Consider the following 21,698-nt stretch of genomic DNA (forward strand, 5'->3'; position numbering starts at 1 on the left):
GATGCCTATCCAGCCCATCGCAATCAAGAGCACCGGCCTCGTGACCAGCGTGGGGCTTTCGGCGCCCGCGGCGTGCGCCGCCATCCGCGCCAAGATCAGCAACCCCACCGAAACCCGCTTCATGGGAAGCGACGGCGAATGGATCATGGCTCATCAGGTGCCGCTTGCGGAGCCGTGGCGCGGCCTCAGCAAGCTCACCAAGATGGCGGCGATGGCGATTGCCGAGTGTCTCGATGGCATTCCGAGCGCGGACTGGGCGAGTATTCCGTTGCTGCTCTGCGTCGCCGAGCGCGAGCGCCCGGGCCGACTGGACGGGCTGGACGAGCATCTGTTTCTCGACATCGAGAACGAGTTGGGCTCAACGTTCTCCCCCGAATCCACGATCATTGCTGCGGGGCGGGTCGGTGTCGCTGTTGCGCTTTCCCAAGCACGCAAGTTGATCTACGAGGGCAGCAAGCCGCGTGTGTTGATCGCTGCAACAGATAGTCTGCTCACCTGGCCTACACTAAACGTTTACGAGCGGGAAGACCGCCTCCTCACCGCGGGCAATTCCGATGGCTTTATGCCCGGTGAGGCCGGCGGGGCACTATTGGTCGGGTTACCTCATCGCGAAACCGAGCTAATTTGCCCTGGAGTTGGCTTTGGCTTTGAGAACGCGCACGTTCGGTCGGACCAGCCTTTGAAAGCCGAAGGTTTGGCATCGGCGATCAAAGAATCACTGCGCGACGCAGGACGCACAGAGTCAATCCTTCAATTCAGGGTTACCGATGTGTCTGGAGAACAGTATTACTTCAAGGAGGCAAGTCTGGCGTTCAGCCGTCTAGACCGAACTAAGCGTAAGCAGTTTGACTTCTGGCATCCCGCTGAATGTGTCGGTCAGACCGGGTCGGCGATAGGCATAGTCATGCTTGCGGTTCTTAAATCCGCGTGTGAAAAACGGTACGCGAAAGGGGACAACATTCTGGCACACGTTGCGAATGATAATGGGAAGCGCGCTTCGATGATCCTGGCCTGGCACTCTAAGAGGACTTGAAAGTGGCCAACAAGGTGTTTTCAAACGGAAGAGAAGTGGCATGTGCCGCGGGAGCCGGCAAAACGATCTGCGCCATGCCAGACGTATGCTTTACGCCGCCAGAGAACCCTGCCACTCCCCCTGGAGTTCCTGTGCCGTACCCAAATACCGGCTTTGCATCCGACACTACTGATGGAAGTAAGAGTGTAAGGATTTCCAAGAAGGAAGTCATGCTAAAGAACCAGTCTTTCTTCAAGAAATCGACTGGAGATGAAGCAGGGTGCGCCTCAAAGAAAGGAGTAGTTTCAAGCAAGAACACGGGCAAAGTGTATTTCATAAATTGGTCTATGGATGTGCTGTTCGAGGGTGCGAACGCTGTGCGTCACCTGGATATGACAACGAACAATCACGCGAGCCCCCTAGCCAATGAGGCTATCCCATGGCCATTCCTAGACACCATGACACCCGCACAGAGAAAGGCTTGCGCTGGCGATGTAAAAAAGGAGAAGGCGGCATGCAAAGATTACAAGCCGTATAAGAAAAATGGTAAAGACGTTTGCGCAGAAGCAGGCCTCTCCGGTTCTTACACCAAGGATAAGGCGACATCAACCAAGCGCGCTCAGTCTGCTAGCGCTGATCCGTGCTCAGCAGCGAGACGATGCCGCTTGGTACCGTTTAATGCGAAGCCCCAAGATGGAATCAACGGATGTTGTCCAGCGCAGACGGGCGATCACATCGTACCAAAGAGTTCGTTTTTCAAGACATCCGTAAGCGATGGCGAAGCAATGCCCGGATGGGAGGATTACAGAATTGACGATGCACCCTGCATGTGTCTTGAGGGCGGCAGTTGCACGGGGAGCCATGGCCTACGCCACGCGCACCATAAGGCCTCCAGCGGCATATCCGCGGGCACCCACCGGTCTTTCGATAAGGAGGTTAAGCATTGTGCGGCTGGCGCCAAGGCAGTGGCACCCCAGTGTAACCAGGACTGCATCGAAGCGCAGCTGAAGGCAGGCCACAAAGGAATGGGAGACCAGAGAAAAGCGGTTAAATACTCACCGACAGGCAAGAACTTTATGGGCAATGTCAAAGCGCTGCTAAAGAAGATATCGGACATGTTGCCAAAGACAGGTGTGAGCAGTTCGGGTGCTTAGATTTTCTAGGGTCGCAATTAAATGAAAAGTGAATTTGTAGCAGCACGAGAGTTCGTTCGCGGTATTGCTTCGCGGCGCGACCGAGTTTTTGTGATTAGCAAAGGGAAGGCATTGCTGAAGCAGGATATCGCCCATACTAGCGTGGTCGGAGTTGAAGCAGGGCAATGGGTTGACTGTGTCGACTCCGAATGGGACTCAAGCGCCATTGCCGTTGCGAGAGCACCATCGACTAAGCTAATTGTGATTGGCGAGGATGGGGATGTACTTACTTATTTGGGTGGTGGACTATCCGAGAAAGAGAAACTTTCCCCCGATCCGATCATGATCAGAAATGCGCGCGGCATTTCTGGCTATATTTTTGCCTGCGGCATGTCGCGTCAGGTGTACAAGCGCGTCGACGAGCACCGCTGGGTCGACATGAGCGCATCACGCCCCGGCGATACCGAAAGCTTGGGATTTGAAGCTATCGATGGATACGCCGAGAATGAAATCTACGCCGTGGGATGGGGCGGTGAAATTTGGGAATTTGATGGTTCCAATTGGCACAATAGAAACAGCCCCACCAGCGTCATCTTAACGGGGGTTTGTTGCGCGCCTGACGACATGGTTTATGTCACAGGGCAACAAGGCGTTTTAATCAGAGGTAGAAACGATTCTTGGGACACCGTTCCATGGGACGACGAGGTAACGGTTGATCTTTGGGATATGTGCTGGTTTCAGGACAGACTATACGTGGCGACGTTGTCATCGCTCTACACGCTGATCGGAAATAGATTGGTCGAGGTAGACTTTGGCGACATACCAACGCCGACCTGCTTCAGTCTAACTACGGTGGAAGGCGTCTTGTGGTCCATCGGCCGAGACGATGTAGTGTCGTTCGATGGAAATAGGTGGACAAGGTACGACTGAGGGAATTCGGGGTCACAGAATTCGGGGTCAGGTCTTTTCTTTTGCCTCGATTTTTGGGTGAAAGGGGATGCGGGTTCAGTGCGTGTTCGGAGGACAATTTACTCAACTCTGGAAATCCGTTCGAGGAAATTAATGATCTCCTAACGAGGCCTTTCGGCCAAACAAATGGGCTGAAACGCAGGCGTTAGCCCATATCCGAACCGTCCGATAGCAAACGAATCCCGTATGAAGGTCGAACTAAAGCCACAGGCGGTAAAGGATATGTGTGGCCTTCAGAAACCAGACGCTGCTCGTATTGCAAAGAAGCTTAGCGAGCTGGAAAGTGGGCTGACCGGAGACATCAAGCGCCTCACCGACTTCACGCCGGAGTATCGGCTGCGCGTCGGTAACGATCGGGTGCTTTTCGAGGTCGAAGAGGCTACAGTCGTCGTGTACCGCGTGATGCACCGAAAGCATGTTTACGCAAAGAGGTGATTGATGAACTTGCATCCTCAGTTTATAGGGAAAGAGGGTTCTGAAGAATACGTGGTCCTTCCCATCGAGGAGTTTCGCGCAGTGGCGGAAGTTCTCGAAGATTATCAGGATTTACAGGATCTCCGTAGCGCCAAGGAAACTGAGGCTACTGCAGCCGCGACTTCGTTGGCCGATGTCGTAACTCAACTGGGCCTCGGCGAGTATCAGTAGCGGAAAATAGGGGACAGTGCGGCCTGGCAAGGCCGCGTGTTCTAGCGGGTGGAACTCCCGCCTGGGTAATCGCTAGCCACGAGCCCGGTATCGAGCCTTGCGGCGCGGCTGGTAACAGCCGCGTCGATGCGTAGGCACGACAGCAGGCGAGGTGCAAAGGTAACGGGTGGAGCCGACCTTGAAGGTGTTGAGCCCCGAAACATTTGGTCGGGAGTGCCGACGGGTTTGTCCCTCCGGCAGGCAACAGTCCGTGTCGCGTCATGGCGAGTGGCACGGGTACTCCCCGGGGTCCGAGGCCGTATCGAGCCTGACATCGAGAGCACGCGGTAACCAGGGAGATCCGTGTATCGGTCCGTCGGAGGCGGGCACCCGCGAACAAGTGTCAAAAGCGAGGACGCGGGCAGCGATGCGCGGAAGTCGGAGCCACCTATAGTAGCGTTGATACCCGGTAATGCGGGCGGAGCGAAGGGGTGGCGGTTTGAGACAACGCAAGAGTGAAACACGGCCCTACACCGAGAGGACTCTGACCGTGACCAGCAAGCTTGAGCGTTTCACACTGATGGCGCGCGCGGAACCGCACACGCGGTTCACGTCCCTGATGGGCATGTTGTTTGACCCGGAGGGGTTGCGCGAAAGCTTCGAGCGCCAGGACGGACGCAAGGCGCCCGGAGTCGACGGGGTTAGGAAGGACGACTATGCAGTGGGTCTGGACGCGCGTCTGGAGGATCTGTCGGCACGGATTCGCCGTCTGGGGTACCGGCCGTTGCCGGTGCGGCGCACCTACATCCCGAAAGGGGACGGCCGTTATCGGCCGTTGGGGGTGCCGAGCTTCGAGGACCGCCTGGTCCAAGATCGCCTCGGCCGCATCCTTCAGGCCATTTGGGAGCCGGAGTTTCGGGACTGCTCGTTCGGGTTTCGGCCGGGTCGCAGCGCGCACGATGCGCTGCGCCGGGTGGCCGAGGTCATCACCAACGGGCGCACGCAGTGGGTGGTGGAGGCGGACATCAAAGGCTTCTTTGATCATCTGTCACACTCCCACCTCATGGACTTCCTGGAGCACCGCATCGGCGATCCCAATCTGTTGCGGATCGTGCGGCGGTTCCTGAAGGCCGGCATCATGGAGGACGGCGCGTTCACGGCCAGTGAAGAGGGCGCCCCACAAGGGGGTCTGGTCTCGCCCGTGCTGAGCAATATCTACCTGCACTACGTCCTCGACCTTTGGTTCGAGAAACGCTTTGCGGGGACCTGCACGGGACGGGCGTACCTGATTCGCTATGCCGACGACTATGTGGCCTGCTTCGAGCACGAAGGCGATGCACGGGCCTTTCTCACCGAGATGACCGCACGGCTGGCGCAGTTCGACCTGGAGGTCGAGCCGAGCAAAACGGCGCTGCTGCGTTTCGGCAGCGACCAGCTGGGTCGGACGCGGGCGGAGACGCCCGGACCGCGTACCTTCAGCTTCCTCGGCTTCACTCACTGTGTCGGGAAGAGCCGGCGGGGGCGCTTTGTTGTCGGGCGTAAGAGCGACGGCAAGCGGGTCGGCAAGAAGCTCAAGCTCCTGAGCGAGCGTCTGCGGGGGTTGCGGGCGCGAGGCGGGCGGGCGATGGTGGCGTACCTGATCCGGCATCTGCGCGGACACATCCAGTATTACGGTGTGAGCGGCAATAGCCGGGGCGTATCGGGTTACCTTTACGCCGCAACGGGCCTGTTGTTCAAATGGCTCAACCGGCGCAGCCAACGTCGCTCGTTGACCTGGAAGCGCTTCTACGCGGTCATCAAGCCCATGCTCCCGACGGCGCGGATCATTCACGACCTCTACCCCGTTCCTTGGTGGAAGACTCAAGCTGGGAGCCGGATGGTGTAACACTCCAAGTCCGGTTCTGCGAGGAGCCGGGAACAAACCGTCGTATGGCCGAGATCATGTGGCACCGCCGGGAAACCAGGCGGCAAACAGAGAACACAAACATCAGCCTAACCGACGGTGAGGACCCGGCTTACTCTCCGACCACGAATACAGCAAACAATACCGACGCTTCGGCTCGACATCACGGCGCATGCTAGCCAACTCCCACCGACCCATTCCGGCGGTAGTCCAGCAACACGCCGAGGAAGCGGCATTGCTTCGCCACACCCGTTCGGTTCTGGTCGACGCGCCGCACGTCAAGCTGCATCACCTGGCGCGCCTGGATGAGCGGATCGCCGCACATTTGGACGGACTGGCGGTGGCTGGTGAGTACGGCTCCGGGCTATGCGAAGGGGCTTTGGAGAGCCCCGGGACCGGCGAAGTGTTCGCTACCGCCGTGGGAGCGATCGAGGCCAAGGATCAAGGACGCTTGGAGAAGCTCTACGCGATCGCGAAGACTATCCCGGAGGCGAGACGCGGGCTGATCTCCGCCTTTGGGTGGGTGTCGGCTCAACATCTCGAAGGCATCGTCTCGGGCTTGCTGGGCTCGGCCGACGCCTTTAGGCGACTGGTCGGCATTGCCGCCTGCACGATGCACGGGGTTGACTCAGGCGCGGGGCTTGCCAAGGCGATCTCCGATCCCGAGCCGGCCTTGCGTGCTCGCGCCCTGCGTGCCGCCGGGGAGTCGGGCCGGCGGGATCTGCTACGGGCCTGCGTCGCGGCCCTGAAAGACGAGAATGACGAAGCGCGTATCTGGGCCGCCTGGTCCGCCGTGCTCTTGGGCCGAGACGAGCAGGGCGTAAAAGCGTTGGCAGGCATCGCGCTGTCGCCGAGTCCGTTTCGCGAGCCGGCGCTGAGATTACTGCTGAAGGTCGTGGACCAAGCCGACGCGAAAGAGCTGCTTAGGCGGTTGGCCAGCGACCCCGCTGACCGGCGACTCCTGATCCTCGGTTCCGGATTCGCCGGCGACCCGGCATACCTGCCCTGGCTCATCCAGCAGATGGATGACCCAAAGCTTTCACGCTCGGCGGGCGAGGCATTCGCCCTCGTCACCGGCCTCGATCTCTCCTTCCTCGATCTCGACCGGACCCCTCCGGAAGACCTCGAGTCCGGCCCGAGCGAAAACCCCGAGGACGATGACGTCGCGATGGACCCCGATGAGAGCCTTCCATGGCCGGACCCGGCAAAGCTCCAGCAGTGGTGGGTCGCAAACAGCGTCCGCTTCCGTCCTGGTGCACGTTACTTCATGGGCGCACCCGTCAGCCGCGAGCATTGCACCGAGGTCCTCCGAAACGGTTTCCAGCGGCAGAGAGCCGCGGCGACAGAATACCTCTGCCTGCTCAACCCGGGATCGACGTTGTTCCCCATTCGCGCCCCCGCGTGGCGGCAAAAGCGCTGGCTTGAGTCCGTCTAGCATGGCCTCTGGGCTCTGCAGCAGAGCAGGGGTCACGCTTTCGACTGTTCGGGACCTCGGTTCCAGCTAAATGTTGACCGTATGCGCTGACTGGCCTTATGTGCTGGTGCTACGTGCCTCTCGCACCGTCGGCCCACTGTGTGAGTTGCGCCAACACGCCGAATGGCCAATTGTGCCAGGCAGGAAATCCAGGCGCCGTCTTGATTGCCAATTTATGCAGAAAATTCAATTTTCTAGCATCTCTGAATCAATTTGACAACGAGTGGTGTTTAGATGCCAATTAATCAGAGCGTATACATCAAGAAGTCCGTGGGTTACGGGGGCGTAAATCAATTTCAGGATGCAAAAGTCGTTCAGGCTCAGCTCAATGCTCAGCTACCTGCAGTTCACACGAGACTCGCCGTCGATGGCAGGTGCGGGCCGGTAACCATTGCGACCATTCGTAGCTTCCAGAAGTTGGTTGTTGGCCTGAGGAACCCGGATGGACGGGTGGATCCAAATGGCAAGACCCTGATCGCGATGAACAGTCCGGGGTCGGAGGCAAAATGGCGGCAGATCTTGGCCGTTGATCGAGCAAAGTGGGGGGGCGATAGCGCCCGCTGGAGTCAGGAGAAGAAGCTAGCGAGCATGAACCCCGGATTTCGCGTTAAGGTCATGGCTGTACTCGGTGCATTGAGCAAGCGGGGCTTTGAACCGAAAGTGTTCTATGGGTGGCGATCGGTGGAGGTGCAGCTGGAACTGGTGAAAAAGGGTAGGAGCAAGGTCAAGTTCAGTTTCCACAACGCCCAGAAGCCCAACGGTATACCGAACTCCTATGCGGCGGACATTATCGATCGTCGGTGGGCATGGACCGCAGCGGCCGAACAGAATGGCTTTTGGGATGCGCTTGGGGCAGAGGCCAAAGAACGGGGACTTGTGTGGGGCGGTGACTGGACGTCCTTCAAAGATGTGGCGCATATCCAGGGACGGCGGAACAGCGAGCTTGTGACAGTAAAACGTGAGAGCGGCTTATGAGACATCCGCTGATTGCACTGTTTATGTTGGGAGCCGCGATTACGGCAGGGGTGGGGCGACCAGCAGTTGCCGATTCCCCGGCTACGTGGTTGACCATCTTGGCTACACAGGAGAGTCTGCGAGACGCGCTCGCCAACGCCCATCAGCTGCAAGATGGAGGTAGGGGCCTACTGATCGTTGACACGGACGATTGTCGCAATCTGCGAAAAGGTCTGTTCGTCGTCGCCGGATTGTTCGCCGAACGGGCGCCGGCAGAATACGCGGTTGCCGAGTGGCGCGAGCGCGGCGTCCTAGATGCCTTTGCGCGGCGCTGCGACGTGGTCGCTCCAAGCCCGACGAGCGTAGGAGTTCCAGCCATTGACCCATCTTTTGCGCGGGGCCCGATCGACGCGGTGAACTGGGGCCTTGAGGACGCGGTGAGCCGTGCCCTTGCCCTGGACGACGGTTGGATCGCCGTCATCGTGCCACGATTGGAAATAGCTCCGGAAGACATTCGGGAGGGGCTGCGCGTCGGTGTTCGCGTCGACAATCCTGGTTTGAATCGCGTGCTGGGTCTGTCCAGGGATTGTATCGACCCGCAGTTTGAAATGACGAAAACCCATATCGCGCTTACCTGCGTCGAAGAATCCGCAGCGACGCATCTGTTGCACAGCACCCGACTGTACGCCCTAGCAAACGGCAGCATTGTCGCCGAAGCGATGCGCTGCACCAATCCGACCATAGAGGGATATGGCTGGACCTGCGAGAAGGAGTCAGTTAACGCCGAGGGAGACTTGGAGCTGGAGTCTTTCAGGTTAGCCATCCCGTAGCTTCGGTGTCATATCTACGAGATCGTGTGAAGAGGCAGACCCATCGGCGCATGGCGTTCTCCTTAAGGGCTGGAGTCTGCGCGGGAAGTCGGGGTCACTATGCTGACCCCGATCAATGGCACGATTCACTATCACTTCGTTATCGAAAAGCCGGACGCAAACCTATCGGCGGTTATGCGCCGAACCATGGCGCGGTCTCTCCACCGCAATGTCTGTACAGTGAGTAGGAGATCCTAAATCCCGACTTCTGGCCGGATTATTGATGCGGTTGGTCTGCGGAGTGGTAAGCCTCAGGTCTTATAATCAAGATTGGATGACAATCGGCACTGGATTGTTTGAGATATTTTTAATCTGGCCAGTGCTCGTTTTGTAAGGATTGCCTGCCTGAGGACTGCGTTCCGACGCGGATGGCGCATGAGTAACTGAATCGGTGCGCGCGTTATGACTCAAATCTTCATCAGTCATTCAAGCCTAGACCGCGATTTCGTGGTTGCACGGCTTAAGCCGGCGCTGGAAGCCTGTGGCTTAGAAACCTGGTGTTCGTCGACGGATCTCAAGATTGCGGCGAATTGGGAGCAGCAGATTCGTGCGGCGTTGGCACGGGCAGACTGGTTTGTTGTCGTGCTATCGCCCGACTCGCAGCGTTCGGAGTGGGTTCAGGCCGAGACGCATTGGGCCGTGGAGCATCTGACGGGGCGGGTGATTCCAATCATGGCGCGGAGTTGTAGGCCTGTTGATTTGCACTTGCGACTGGGTACATTACAGTTCGTCGATTTTCGAGCTGATTTCGAGCTGGCAGTTCGCGACTTGTTGGCGTTGATCCAGGCGGCTGCGCACGGTCATTCGACGGGATGCCTGGGCTTGACCGCGGCGGATGGATCGGAGCCGACGACCCTCGTTGCGCAGACGCGGCACGCATCGCTCCTGGTCCGAGTTGTCCGCGTTCATGGGGCCGAGTATGAGGAACGCCTGTATGTGCATAACTCGGCGACGATTGGTCGTTCTCCGCAGGCGCATTTGCGCGTTGACGATGATTGTGTGTCCCGACGCCATGCCCGCTTTGACGCGGTGACGTTCGACGGGAGAGTTTGCCTCACGGTGATGGACCTCGACAGCGCAAACGGAACGTTTTTGAACGGCGAACCGGTCCAGGTACCCCGGAGAATTGCGCCGGGAGATATAGTGGCGGTTGGAAGCTGCGAGTTGCATGTCCGGGAGATCGCTTGAGTAAGCGTGTCGCGAACGTGTCGGCCAATCGATGACGGGGGAACATCATGTCGGGGGCTGGGAACTTGCCGATCATCGAGTCGATTGTTTCGCAAACAGACATTGTTGGCGCTCTGAGTCAGTCGAAATCTAACTGAAAGCCGTCATCGTTTACCCCGATCTTGACGCCGGCAACCGCCCGACCGTCCATGCTGCGGATCAGTAGTTCGCGGCTGATCTCCGGTAGCACGGAGTTGGTGAGGATCGCATCCACCACGCGGGCGCCGCTTTCCACCTCGGCACATCGCGTGGCGATGAGGGTCACGACCTCGTCGCTGAAGGTCAGCGGGATGCGGTGATTGTCTTCGATGCGTCGCACGACGCGCCCGAGTTGCAGCCGAATGATCGCTGCCAGCATCTCGTCGTTGAGCGGATAGTATGGGATAGCGACCAAGCGGCCGAGCAGTGCCGCCGGGAAGGTCTTTAGCAGGGGTTCGCGCAGCGCGGTGGCGATGCCCTCGGGTTCCGGCATCAGGTCCGGGTCTTGGCACAGACCCATGACCAGATCAGTACCGACGTTGGTTGTGAGCAGGATCAGCGTATTGCGGAAATCGATATGGCGGCCCTCGGCGTCTTCCATCCAGCCCTTGTCGAATACCTGGAAGAAGATCTCGTGCACGTCCGGGTGGGCCTTTTCTACTTCATCGAGCAGGACGACGCTGTAGGGCTTGCGCCGCACCGCCTCGGTGAGAATGCCGCCCTCGCCGTAGCCGACGTAGCCGGGTGGCGAGCCCTTGAGCGTGGAGACGCTGTGTGCCTCCTGGAACTCGCTCATGTTGATGGTGATGATGTTCTGCTCGCCGCCGTAGAGGGCCTCGGCCAGCGCCAGGCCGGTCTCGGTCTTGCCGACGCCGGACGGGCCGGCGAGCAGGAATACGCCAATGGGCTTGTTGGGGTTGTCGAGGCGGGCACGAGAGGTCTGGATGCGACGGGCGATCATATCCAGCGCGTGGCGCTGGCCGATGACCCGCTTGTTCAGCGTCTCGGCCAGTTGCAAGACCGCCTGCACCTCGTTCTTGACCATGCGGCCCACCGGGATGCCGGTCCAATCCGCAACTACCGAGGCCACGGCTTGACTGTCGACGCTGGGTAGGATTAACGGGCTTTCACCTTGCAGGCTATGCAGCTTGGTTTGTAGCTCACGCAAGCGCTCCAATGTCTCCGCGCGCGCTTCGTCGGACAGCGCCGGCGCTGCGGCCGTTGCCTCATCCGCGGATACCGCGGTCGCCTCCTGAGCTTCTGGGTTTGAGGTGGTGGCGTCGGTCTCAGATCCTGCGGCTTGCTCCAACGTGATTCCCGTGCCTTCCACCGGTGCGGCTTGGCCTCTCAGCTCGGCCCGCAACGCGAGAATGTCTTTGACCAACTGATTCTCGTTGTCCCAACGGGCTTCGAGCGTGGTGAGCAGTTCCTGTTCCGCAGCCTGCTTTTCCCGGGCTCTTGCCTCACGCTCGGCGGTGTCGACACCGACGGCGGTCTCGTGGGCGATGATGTCGAGTTCGGTCTGCAACGCCTCGATGCGGCGCCGACAATCCTCGACCTCACCCGGGACGGCGCTTTGGCTGATAGCGACCCGCGCACAGGCCGTATCCAGCAGACTGACCGCCTTGTCCGGCAATTGCCGGGCCGGGATATAGCGATGAGAGAGGCGCACGGCGGACTCAAGGGCCTCGTCGAGCACTTGCACCCGGTGATGCTGCTCCAAGGTCGATGCGACCCCTCTTGCCATCAAGATGGCCTTGTCTTCGCTCGGTTCGTCCACCTGGACCACCTGAAAGCGACGGGTGAGGGCGGGGTCTTTCTCGATGTACTTCTTGTACTCGCTCCAGGTGGTTGCGGCCACCGTGCGCAGCGTCCCGCGAGCCAGGGCGGGCTTGAGTAGATTGGCGGCGTCGCCAGTGCCGGCGCTGCCTCCCGCACCGATCAGCGTGTGTGCCTCGTCGATGAATAGGATGATGGGCTTGGGCGAGGTCTGCACCTCGTCGATGACCTGACGCAGGCGGTTCTCGAACTCGCCCTTCATGCTCGCGCCGGCCTGGAGCAGGCCCACGTCGAGGGTGCGCAGCGTGACGTCCGCGAGCGGCGGCGGCACTTCACCGGCGGCGATGCGCAGCGCGAATCCCTCGACGACGGCTGTCTTGCCGACGCCGGCCTCGCCGGTCAGGATCGGGTTGTTCTGGCGCCGGCGCATCAGGATATCGATGATTTGACGGATCTCCTCGTCGCGGCCGACGATGGGGTCGATCTCACCGTTGCGCGCGCGCTCGGTGAGATCGATAGAGAACTGCTTCAGTGCCTCCTGCTTGCCCATCTGCGCCGGGGCAATGGCACCGCTGGCTTCACCGGGGGCCGCGCCGCCCCCGACCCGAAATCCGTCGCTGGTGCCCATGCCGGCCTCGGGTGAGTCGGCGAGGAACTCGGCGAAATCCTCGGTGAGACGCTCGGCGCTGATCTTGTCGAACTGCGCCGAGATCCCGAGCAGACCGGTGCGCAATCCGCGTGTCTTCAGCATGCCAACCATCAGGTGCCCGGTGCGGACCTGGGTCTCGCCGAACATCAGCGTGCCGTAGACCCAGCCGCGCTCGACGGTTTCCTCCACGTCCGACGACAGATCGGCGATGGAACGCGACCCGCGCGGCAAGCGATCGAGGGCATCGGTGAGGTCTTTGGCAAGCCGGGCCGCGTCAAGATCGAATTGACGAATGATCCGATGCAGATCCGAGTCTTGATTCTGCAGGATCTGATGCAGCCAATGCACGAGCTCGATATAGGGATTACCCCGCATTTTGCAGAAAACGGTCGCGCCTTCGATGGCCTTGTACGCGAGCGGGTTAAGCTTGCCGAAGAGCGCGCTGCGGCTGATCTCGGTCATCGTGCGGATCCTCCATTGGATACGGCTTGTTTTATTGTTTCTGGCGAAGGCGCGTTGATCGTTGTGATGATACTTGGGTCGAGCTTGAGGTCATCGCCGTTACGGCCGAGTGGACGGCTCTTGACCCAGGTCGTCCAGCCCAGCCTTCCCGCTTGGCCCAGGCATGTCTGCGGGACTTCCGGCTGCGCCAACACCGGGTTCAGATCCCAGCCGATCTGATCGCCGATGTAATTGCGCACGATGGCCTTGACCGCATCCAGGCTCTTGCCCCCCGGCAGCAGGCGCAGGTAGTCCGGCAACTTCAGCGGTCCGATGCGGACCCTGAACTTGGACTGATGGTCCCAGACGCGGCCGCCGACCGTCGTCGTCTGACCAAGCGCACCGGTGTTCGGCGACTCTCCGAGGCGCCAGCGGCAGTCATTCGGCAGCGTGAGCCAATGGCCGACGAATTCCTCGATCTGGACCGGCAGTTTCAGAAAGTCCGCGAGGATGGCGCGCAACCCTTCCGGATGCCGTGCCTGGCAGGCGAGATGACCGGTGAAGTGCAGCTTTAGGAGATCTGGCATCTTGTCCCGATCGGCGCAGGAAAACATGCCGGTGCCCTGCAGCGCGCCGAGGTAGACGGCGAATCGGTGCCTGTCGGCACGGTCGAAGGCGACCGCGGGCTGCGCCTGTGCCCAGGCTCGGTAGAACAGCCCGAGCATGCGGTGATTGAAGAGATCGAGAAAGCGGGCGAAGGTGGGGTCGTCGTTGTTGCGCAAGCGGTCCCGCGCGTAGTCGGTCAGGTGCAGAGGCAAGGGGCCATTCGGGCCGAGAAGACCAAGAAAATGGACCAGCAACAGCGGCGGGAGTCCGGCGCCGCGGCGCTGCAGAGCGGCAAGTTCGGCCGGTGCAAAGATCATCGACGGTGTCTGGCCGAGTCGGATCGGATCGTCCGCCGCCTTGGCCGAGCTGGCGACCCGTGGTCGCTCGGGATACCGGCACTCCAACTGCCGCAGCGTCTGCAGGAAACTGAAACGCCAGGGTTCGCGCTCCAGTTCGCTGAGCAGCGCTAGAGGGTCGGGCGCAGGCCGATGGTCGCCGGCCATCGCTTCAGCTCTCCGCGGTCGGGGGTCGTGAGCAAGGTCTCGGTAAATCCGTTGATGGAGGCATAGCGCGCGAAGAAGCGCTCGAGGACCGTGCCTAACAGGTATGCACCGGTCCCCTCGAAGGCGCTCTCATCGAGGTCGAGCGCGATCTCGATTCCACGGGCATAGGTGATCGGGCGCACGCCGGGGAGACGGCGCGTGATGGGGCGCGAAGACACCGAGCGGAGCCCCTCGAGCTGATGGCGCGCCCCGGCGACGGTGAGGTCCGCGTATAGGGCCAACAATTCGCGCAGCGCTCCGGCACCGGTTCCGCCGTCGGTATCGGTGATGGACAAATAGTTCAGGGAAAGATGGCTGATCAGTCGCCAGGCCGTATCGCCGTGCGCATGGGATGGTTTCGGCGCGGTCGGTCCAGCACGCACCCGCACGGCCTGCACCGGAGCCCCGGATTCGAGAGAGAAGTCCGTCTTGCCCGCACCCACGGGCATTTGCAGCGGTAGGTCTCGATTGGTGCAGAGACAGGTGACCCCGAGCTGGCGCAGTTCTGCTGACCAGGGTGCCGCGGCGGCATCGACCAGGTTGACGTAGAGTTCGCTGCCGGAATAGCTCGATCGCGGACCCTGTCTGCGCTGACGCGACGAGAGTCTGCGGGGGACGCGGTGCACGCTGTAATAGGCCGGATGCTCGTCGGGGTGGGTTAGGTCGGTTGCGGCGTAGAAAGGACGAAATTCGCGGGAGGTCGTGCTCGATGCCCCATAGCCGGATACACCGTCGACACGATAGATCTCGAAGTCCATGGGTCGTATGCGGTCCGGGACGACATGGAATTCGGGCCCGCCCTTGTCGAGATGGATGCGATCGCAGCGCTTGGGAAACAGGTTGATGGCAGGCGTGCAGTGCAGTGCGAAGTTGCCGGCATCGAGGGCGCCGTCGAGTGCCTTCGCCGGCGACGGCAGGAGTACGATGATGTCGACCTCTGGTGCGTTCAGTTGAGCCAGTGCCGGGGCCAGACCGTCCAGCGCTACGAAGAGGTAGCGCTCGGGAAACGCGAAATACTCGTGGAGGTTGCGATAGCCTTGGAAAGAGGCCAGCGTGTATGGCAACAGGGCCTCGTCCGCCGAGAATCCAAGGGGTTTCAGCGTGGAGCCGGGAAGTTCCGTCAGCCAGGGCAGGGGGCGCGGCAACGGCTGTATGAGTACGGCGACCGGATTCGCGGTGAGCTGTTCGTACAGCGTGAACGGCACCTCGTCGCTGCCTTGCAGGAAGAGCACCAATTGGTCGAGTTGGATGTCGCGCAGGTTCAAGCCCGCGGTTGCGCGCAGGCGCAGGCGGATGCCCGCCTTGCTGCGGTTCAGGGCTGGCAGGTCGGTCTTCGCGACCGGGCCGGCATGGCTGAAGTATTCCGCCTGGGTGATCTCGATGGGCCAAAGAACCGTCTCGTGCGCTGTGCGGTACTCGCACGCTGTCTGCTCGCCCTTGCCGAGGGTCCCGCGCAGCAGGGTATCACGCGGGATCGCGAAGCCGGCTGCCAGCGCCCCCTCGGTCGGGTCCGGCTGCAACTGCACGACGGCCATCGACGGCGTTGGGGCCAGGTAGTGCGGATAGATCATCTCCAGCAGGTGCTGGGTGAAGGTCGGAAATTCGTCCTCGATCTTGAGCTGGACGCGAGCGGCGAGGAACGCGAAACCCTCGAGCAGGCGCTCGACGTAGGGGTCCGCGCATTCGAAGGCGGTGAGGCCGAGGCGGCCGGCGATCTTCGGGAACTCGGCTGCGAACTCCCCGCCGATTCCACGCAGGTGTTGGAGTTCTCGGTTGTAATGGGCGAGGAGACGTGGGTCCATGATCGCGTCAGTCGCCGCCTCCTGTTGCTTCCACGACGGCCACCTCACCGGACTCCAGATCCACTTCGGTCTTCAGGTAGAGCTGTTGCGGCAGGGGTTGCCCCCAGAGCTCGCCTTCGATGTCGAAACGGATGGCGTTGTGGTTCATGTGCGACTCGTCGACGACGGCGCGAATGACCAGCGACTGTCGCGTGATGCGCGGCTCAAAGCGCAGGATGGCTTGGCGCAGATCGCGTTCCAGCGTGAGGACATCCAGGCCGGACACATGCCGCCCGGCCAAGTCGGGCAAGCCGAAGTTCAATACGGACTGCCGGACCTCGGGGAAGGCGTCCAGTTCCGCAACGGATGCCAAATCGCAGGTATTCAGCAGCCATTTCAAATCACGTAAGACGCAGGCCTTGAGCCGCCGCGGCGACAGCACCCGGTCGTCGCGCGACTCCTCGGTCGTCTTGGGCGCGTTGTCCGTTAGTCGATCGAGTAGCGATGGTTGCAATCGCTCCTTCGGTGTCAGTTCAGCCATCACCGGTTCCGTCGGCTGCCGAATTGGTCTGTTCCAGACTGATCTCGCGTATACCTAGCAGGGGGTACTCACCCTGATCGGTTGCGAGCATCCGTTGTCCCAGCCCGACGAACAGCCCTGAGCCGCGCTCTAGCCAATCGGTACGGCGTGCGAGTCGGATGCTGGCGTCTTCGCTGAACTCAGATCCCGGATAGCGGGTCGGTACCAGCGCCACGGATTCACCGCCGTTGGTCCAGGTGACTCGAGCGGGTACCCACACGAGGTCGCGAAGATCGCTGGGTTCTTCGAAACGGATACAGCGAATGTGTTGAAAGGGGACCCAGTTGTATCGTCCGTTCAGCACCATTTCCACGACCGGTCCTAAGCGCATATCGGCGTCGGCGATCCATGCGAACGGATCGCCGTCAATTTGGCCGGCCGTCGCCGGGGCCTCGTCGAATGCCTCAGAGCGCAACCCTTGTGATTCCTCCGCTTTGCCTTGTCCGCTCAGCCGAAGCGCTTGGAACAGCAGTGCGATCCAGCGCTGGGGTTCACCAAAGACGATGGGGTCGCGCTCACCGGCGAAGACGCGCTCGCGCAAGACAGCCGATTGCAGCGCAGGTCTGTAGGTTCCAGCCATTGCCAGCGTGCCGGCGTCGAGTTCAGCTGCAACATTCAATTGATTCAGGGCCTTTTTCCATTCGCCCAGGACCGAGAGCAGTTGGAACAAGAAGATCCGGAGTTTTGCATCGGCCGGCGCCTTGCGTACCTGCGACTGAAGCTGTTTCAGCGCAGTGTCAAGATCGCCTTCTTTCAGCGCCTGTTCTGCGTCCATCGGGCTTCTCCACCGCCGAAGGAAAGTCCCCCAGCCGAACTCGGTTCGAGGACAAAATGAGGCGCTGACCAAATGGTCAGCGTCGTATCGTCGATAATGCCAAGAGGGACCCACCCTCCTGCATCCTACCCCGGAGAGCGATGCGCAGACCCCTTATTCCTGGACGTTCTTCTCCAGACTCCATGTGCGATCGGTGCTTGAGCCCGGAGCACCCGTGTGATCAATTGGTGTGTATTCCCATTTGATCTTTCCGTAGGCGAAAGAGACCTGCTCGATGGGTTTGATCTCATCGCCTTGCGATCCACCCGGCGTGATCGATGTGACGATGCAATCTTCCAGCACGTACTTCATGAAGCAATGCTTGTCACCGGTCGCGAGGCACAACTCCAATTCGATTTTCGGAATATGCTCGCCTTTAGCGCACTTGATGTTGAGGTCGCAGGTCGCGTTGTCGATGGTCTTTGCGACAACGAGATCTTGGAAATCAGCACGGCCCCCAGTGCGCCCCCCCGTTGCGCTGGCGCCCGACACCGGTTGACTAACGCCGTGACTGTAACTCAAAATTTCGATCCATTTGTCGTGTCCGTCGTCGGTGCTCTCTCCATCGACGCCCTCGATCTTCATGAACATGTCGACTGCCATCGCTCATTTCCTCCGACTCTCTTTTATATGCCCCTGAGGGCGAAGTTTGTGCGGCGGAATTTTGACCGCACGGATGAAGCCCGCGTTGATCGCTGGAGCAGGTTTATCTCTTCTTCAGCCCTTTTCCGAGGGAAGTCGCGACACGAGGCGTAGCGATACCGTCAAACCCTCCAACTGATAGTGTGGCCGGAGATAGAACTTGGAGGTGTAGTAGCCGGGGTTGCCCTCGACTTCTTCCACGACGACCTTCGCGGCTGCGAGCGGTTTGCGTGCCTTATCGACTTCGGACGCATTGGCCGGATTGGGTTCGACGTATTTGTTGATCCATTTGTTGAGCCATTTCTCCATGTCTTCGCGCTCCTTAAACGATCCGACCTTGTCTCGGACAATCGCTTTGAGGTAATGCGCGAATCGACAGACGGCGAACAAGTAGGGCAAACGTGCGGCCAGGTTGGCGTTTGCAGTTGCGTCCGGGTCATCGTACTCGAAGGGTTTTTGCAATGATTGCGCTCCGATGAACGCGGCAAAATCGGTGTTCTTCTTATGCAGCAGCGGCATGAATCCGTTCTTGGCCAGCTCAGCTTCCCGCCGATCGTCGATCGCGATTTCTGTGGGGCACTTCATGTCGATGCCGCCGTCGTCGGTCGGGAAGGTGTGCACCGGCAAACCTTCGACCGCACCGCCCGATTCCACACCGCGAATACGGGAGCACCAGCCGTAAAGTTTGAATGCCCGATTGATATTCACGGCCATGGCATAAGCTGCATTCGACCAGGTATACCGCGAATGGTCTCCGGCGGCAGTCTCCTCTTCGAAGTCGAACTCTTCGACCGGATCGGTCTTGGCTCCGTAAGGCAATCTGGATAGAAACCGCGGCATGGCCAAGCCGATGTAGCGCGAGTCTTCGGATTCACGCAAAGACTTCCAGGCGGCATACTCCGGGGTCTGGAATATTTTTGTTAGATCGCGTGGGTTACTCAACTCTTGCCACGACTCCATCTGAAATACGCCCGGATCGGCGCCGGTAATGAAGGGAGTATGTGCGGCAGCGGAGATCTGCGCCATCTGTCCCAGTAGCTCGACGTCTGGCGGACTGTGATCAAAGTAATAGTCACCAACCAGGCAGCCAAATGGTTCGCCGCCGAACATGCTGTATTCTTCCGTGTAGACCTTCTTAAAAATAGGGCTTTGATCCCAAGCGGTGCCCTTGAATTTTTTCAGATTTTTATGGATTTCCTTTTTCGAAATGTTCATGACGCGAATCTTGAGCATCTCGTCTGTTTCGGTGTTGTTGACAAGGTAGTGCAATCCCCGCCAACTGCCTTCCAACTGACTGAAATCCTGGTGGTGCAGGATCAGATTGACCTGCTGGGTGAGTTTGCGATCGATCTCCGCGATGATCGATTCGATGGTCCGAACCGCGTCATCCGAAATGAGCCCGGTTTGTTCCAACGCCTGGGCCGCAAGGGTGTGAACCGCGTCTTGGACTGCCTCTCTTGCGCGGTCTGATCGCGGTTTGAACTCTTGCTGCAGAAGTGAAGCAAAGTCCCCTGCCGGCGCCGTCTCAAGTTGGACCGCGGATTCGGCTTGTTTCTCGGTCTCAGCCATTCTTGTTGTCCTCCGCGGCGGCGGTGTCGGCTTGGCCTGCTTCGTGCGGTTTCGGCATACTCGCCAGAGATTTGAGCAATGCGGGGTCGTTCAACGCGTTCGCGATGAGGTCTTCGGCCCCGCTTTTACCGTCCATGTAGGTCAGGAGGTTCGACAGCTGCGTTCTGGCTTGCAGAAGCTTGTTCAACGAGTCGACCTTGCGTGCGACCGCAGCGGGGGAGAAATCGTCCATGCTCTCGAAGGTCAGTTCAACATTGAGGTTGCCTTCACCAGTTAGGCTATTCGGCACCTGAAAGGCGACACGAGGCTTCATGGATTTGAGTCGGTCGTCGAAATTGTCGACGTCGATCTCAAGGAAAGCGCGGTCGCCGACGGGTGGAAGAGGGGTTTCCGGTTTGCCGGACAGATCCGACAACACGCCCATAACAAAAGGCAGCTGAATGGTCTTCTCAGCACCATAAAGCTCCACGTCATACTCGATCTGGACCCTGGGTGCCCGATTTCGAGCGACGAACTTTTGACTACTCTCTTTGGCCATCTTCTCTCCCCCGTCTTATTTAAACCGTTTATGAATCAGGTCCCTTGATCGCCGTAACCTTATCCAATGCCTCGGGTACTAGGTCGTTCATGATCGCCAAGAAATCCATCGTGGCGAGGCGGCGTGCGCGCTTCAATAGCAACGGTACGGGACTTGACGGCTCACTGCGTGTGTAGTAAGCACAGACTGCGTCAAGCACGCGAACGACGTCATCTCGACCCGTGATCTGCATTGAATCGGCATTGGACGAGGACATCCTTCCGCTGCCGCCATGACCGGACACACTGCTTGGTTGATGTGCGCTCGAGTCGGCATCGGGCGCGGCGTCTGCTGGCCGACGTTCGTTCAGGCGGGCACGCAGAGTCGTTTCGATACTCGACAGGAGCGTTAGCAACGCGTCGAAATCCGGAGACGCCATCGCCTGGACGTGCGCCCCCAGCGATGCGCTCAGTGCGCGAATCTGCTCCGAAGCAGAGGCTGCGGCGATCGCGTGTGACGCAAGCTCGTCTAGGTCGCAGTCCATGAATGCCGCGTGCACGGACGCGGTGTCCAAAGGCGTCACGCCGGATGGCGGTTTGGACTTACCCTCCGCAAGCTCGATATCGCGTAAAGAGAGGGGGCCGAAGGTGCGTGAACGAATCAGAGGCGCATCGCGAAGGGGCGTGAGAAGGACGGTTGGATCGGTCAGCGTTGCCAGTACGCTGATCCTCTCGGTCGCGTCGTTATCGTCGGACGCGTCGAGGGACGGGTACAGTTGATCCCAATAACGATCAACGATGCCGACCAGAACTTGTATGCCCGCTTGCAAGCCCGGCAGAGAGGATGTTCGAATCAAGGCCCGCAACAGCAATGTGGCGATGCGGAGATCTTTGGACTGCAGCAGAATGTCCACACAAGCGCTCTGGACTCTTTGCCAGTCTGGTTGTTCCGCCGGGACGACAGTATTGCCCATGACCCGCTCAGGCGTTCCGGCTGCGAGCCTCATCACCTCAAGGAATGCCGGATCGTACTCCCGGTCCTCACCCGCGGGCATCTCTGCGGAAACAGGCGTCAGCAGCGCGTCAACATCGATTACCGGCATCACGGTTGCCCCGAGTTGGTCTTAGCGGTTCTTCGTGCCCCGTGTTGCGTGCAATGTCTTTGTCGCATCGACGAGACGATTGGATAGGTTTTACAAACCTAGCCGGCTGCTGGGATTTTCTCTCGCGATGCTAGTCCAAATGGGCGCGATATGCCAAGCTGAAGTTTCCCCGTTTTCTCATGCGACCAAACTCGTGACCGCAGCGACGAGGGATTTCGTGTGCCCTGGCCGGGATCGTCGCAGTCGACCCCGAAGTTCAGGGAGAGGTTAGGTTTCCTCGATTCGGGAAGTGCTCAAAACGTCTCTATGGCGGTTTTCGTGTTGGGCTTTCGAGGCCCGATGCTAAAGAAATCAAGCAGAAGATCGGCAGTGAGCGGAAGCAGGCCCGCAATCCCGATGCGTTCAACAAACATCGGCAGTTCTGCATCGTGGCCAAAACTATCATCCGGATCGATGGCCTCAGGTTTGAGCAGCCTCCCGCGCGGCGCGCCGGATATGCCTTCGCCGATTTGGGTGGGCGCTCGCCCATGAT

General features: G+C 59.8%; 19 protein-coding genes. 10 read left to right on the top strand and 9 right to left on the bottom strand.

All coding sequences use genetic code 11. The features are described from left to right. Position 1 precedes the first annotated feature (1 nt). The 10 genes from LT988_RS23125 to LT988_RS23170 all read left to right on the top strand — a co-directional run bounded on the left by LT988_RS23125 (position 2) and on the right by LT988_RS23170 (position 10,126). Positions 2 to 1,033, top strand: a complete 1,032-nt coding sequence (locus LT988_RS23125) for a hypothetical protein (protein WP_232407867.1) — start codon at positions 2 to 4, stop codon at positions 1,031 to 1,033. Between the two features lie 2 nt (positions 1,034 to 1,035). After that, entirely contained in the window at positions 1,036 to 2,166 is a 1,131-nt protein-coding gene (locus LT988_RS23130) for a PAAR-like domain-containing protein (protein ID WP_232407868.1), read from the top strand. A 21-nt stretch (positions 2,167 to 2,187) separates the two neighbouring features. Continuing rightward, the gene (locus LT988_RS23135; protein ID WP_232407869.1) at positions 2,188 to 3,075 is read left to right on the top strand and encodes a hypothetical protein; all 888 of its coding nucleotides are present in this window, start codon (positions 2,188 to 2,190) and stop codon (positions 3,073 to 3,075) included. Positions 3,076 to 3,300: 225 nt separating this feature from the next. After that, positions 3,301 to 3,549, top strand: a complete 249-nt coding sequence (locus tag LT988_RS23140) for a type II toxin-antitoxin system RelE family toxin (RefSeq protein WP_232407870.1) — start codon at positions 3,301 to 3,303, stop codon at positions 3,547 to 3,549. Between the two features lie 3 nt (positions 3,550 to 3,552). Next, positions 3,553 to 3,759 carry a type II toxin-antitoxin system Phd/YefM family antitoxin gene (locus LT988_RS23145; protein WP_232407871.1) on the top strand — a complete coding sequence of 69 codons (207 nt, stop codon included), beginning with the start codon at positions 3,553 to 3,555 and terminating at the stop codon, positions 3,757 to 3,759. 529 nt (positions 3,760 to 4,288) lie between these two features. After that, positions 4,289 to 5,623 carry a group II intron reverse transcriptase/maturase gene (gene ltrA / locus LT988_RS23150; RefSeq protein WP_232407872.1) on the top strand — a complete coding sequence of 445 codons (1,335 nt, stop codon included), beginning with the start codon at positions 4,289 to 4,291 and terminating at the stop codon, positions 5,621 to 5,623. A gap of 190 nt (positions 5,624 to 5,813) precedes the next feature. Next, positions 5,814 to 7,076, top strand: coding sequence for a TIGR02270 family protein (locus tag LT988_RS23155; RefSeq protein WP_232407873.1), 1,263 nt, complete (start codon positions 5,814 to 5,816; stop codon positions 7,074 to 7,076). 273 nt (positions 7,077 to 7,349) lie between these two features. Further along, a complete protein-coding gene (locus tag LT988_RS23160) occupies positions 7,350 to 8,090 on the top strand; it encodes a M15 family metallopeptidase (RefSeq protein WP_232407874.1) in 741 nt (246 codons plus the stop codon). Further along, positions 8,087 to 8,899, top strand: coding sequence for a hypothetical protein (locus LT988_RS23165; RefSeq protein WP_232407875.1), 813 nt, complete (start codon positions 8,087 to 8,089; stop codon positions 8,897 to 8,899). The genes LT988_RS23160 and LT988_RS23165 overlap by 4 nt, the downstream gene beginning before the upstream one ends. Positions 8,900 to 9,340: 441 nt before the next feature. After that, positions 9,341 to 10,126 (top strand): TIR domain-containing protein, encoded by a 786-nt coding sequence (locus tag LT988_RS23170; protein WP_232407876.1) that lies wholly within the window; start codon positions 9,341 to 9,343, stop codon positions 10,124 to 10,126. A 118-nt stretch (positions 10,127 to 10,244) separates the two neighbouring features. Here the strand turns inward: LT988_RS23170 and tssH are convergent, their stop codons facing one another. From tssH to tssA, 9 genes are all read right to left on the bottom strand, one after another. Beyond that, complete coding sequence (gene tssH / locus LT988_RS23175; protein WP_232407877.1) at positions 10,245 to 13,034, bottom strand: type VI secretion system ATPase TssH; 2,790 nt, start codon at positions 13,032 to 13,034, stop codon at positions 10,245 to 10,247. Continuing rightward, on the bottom strand, positions 13,031 to 14,122 hold the full coding sequence (tssG, locus tag LT988_RS23180; RefSeq protein ID WP_232407878.1) for a type VI secretion system baseplate subunit TssG: 1,092 nt from the start codon (positions 14,120 to 14,122) through the stop codon (positions 13,031 to 13,033). The genes tssH and tssG overlap by 4 nt, the downstream gene beginning before the upstream one ends. Further along, positions 14,086 to 15,963, bottom strand: a complete 1,878-nt coding sequence (gene tssF / locus LT988_RS23185; protein WP_232407879.1) for a type VI secretion system baseplate subunit TssF — start codon at positions 15,961 to 15,963, stop codon at positions 14,086 to 14,088. Before tssF ends, tssG begins: the two co-directional genes overlap by 37 nt. 7 nt (positions 15,964 to 15,970) lie before the next feature. Next, the gene (gene tssE / locus LT988_RS23190; RefSeq protein ID WP_232407880.1) at positions 15,971 to 16,483 is read right to left on the bottom strand and encodes a type VI secretion system baseplate subunit TssE; all 513 of its coding nucleotides are present in this window, start codon (positions 16,481 to 16,483) and stop codon (positions 15,971 to 15,973) included. After that, entirely contained in the window at positions 16,476 to 17,297 is an 822-nt protein-coding gene (locus tag LT988_RS23195; protein WP_232407881.1) for a type VI secretion system accessory protein TagJ, read from the bottom strand. Before LT988_RS23195 ends, tssE begins: the two co-directional genes overlap by 8 nt. Positions 17,298 to 17,450: 153 nt before the next feature. Then, positions 17,451 to 17,939 carry an Hcp family type VI secretion system effector gene (locus LT988_RS23200; RefSeq protein ID WP_232407882.1) on the bottom strand — a complete coding sequence of 163 codons (489 nt, stop codon included), beginning with the start codon at positions 17,937 to 17,939 and terminating at the stop codon, positions 17,451 to 17,453. A gap of 114 nt (positions 17,940 to 18,053) precedes the next feature. Then, positions 18,054 to 19,547, bottom strand: a complete 1,494-nt coding sequence (gene tssC, locus LT988_RS23205; protein ID WP_232407883.1) for a type VI secretion system contractile sheath large subunit — start codon at positions 19,545 to 19,547, stop codon at positions 18,054 to 18,056. Next, positions 19,540 to 20,085 (bottom strand): type VI secretion system contractile sheath small subunit, encoded by a 546-nt coding sequence (gene tssB, locus LT988_RS23210; protein WP_232407884.1) that lies wholly within the window; start codon positions 20,083 to 20,085, stop codon positions 19,540 to 19,542. Before tssB ends, tssC begins: the two co-directional genes overlap by 8 nt. Before the next feature lie 28 nt (positions 20,086 to 20,113). After that, complete coding sequence (gene tssA / locus LT988_RS23215; protein WP_232407885.1) at positions 20,114 to 21,166, bottom strand: type VI secretion system protein TssA; 1,053 nt, start codon at positions 21,164 to 21,166, stop codon at positions 20,114 to 20,116. Between the last annotated feature and the right edge of the window lie 532 nt (positions 21,167 to 21,698).

It is taken from the genome of Thiocapsa bogorovii (genome assembly GCF_021228795.1).
Lineage (GTDB): Bacteria > Pseudomonadota > Gammaproteobacteria > Chromatiales > Chromatiaceae > Thiocapsa > Thiocapsa bogorovii.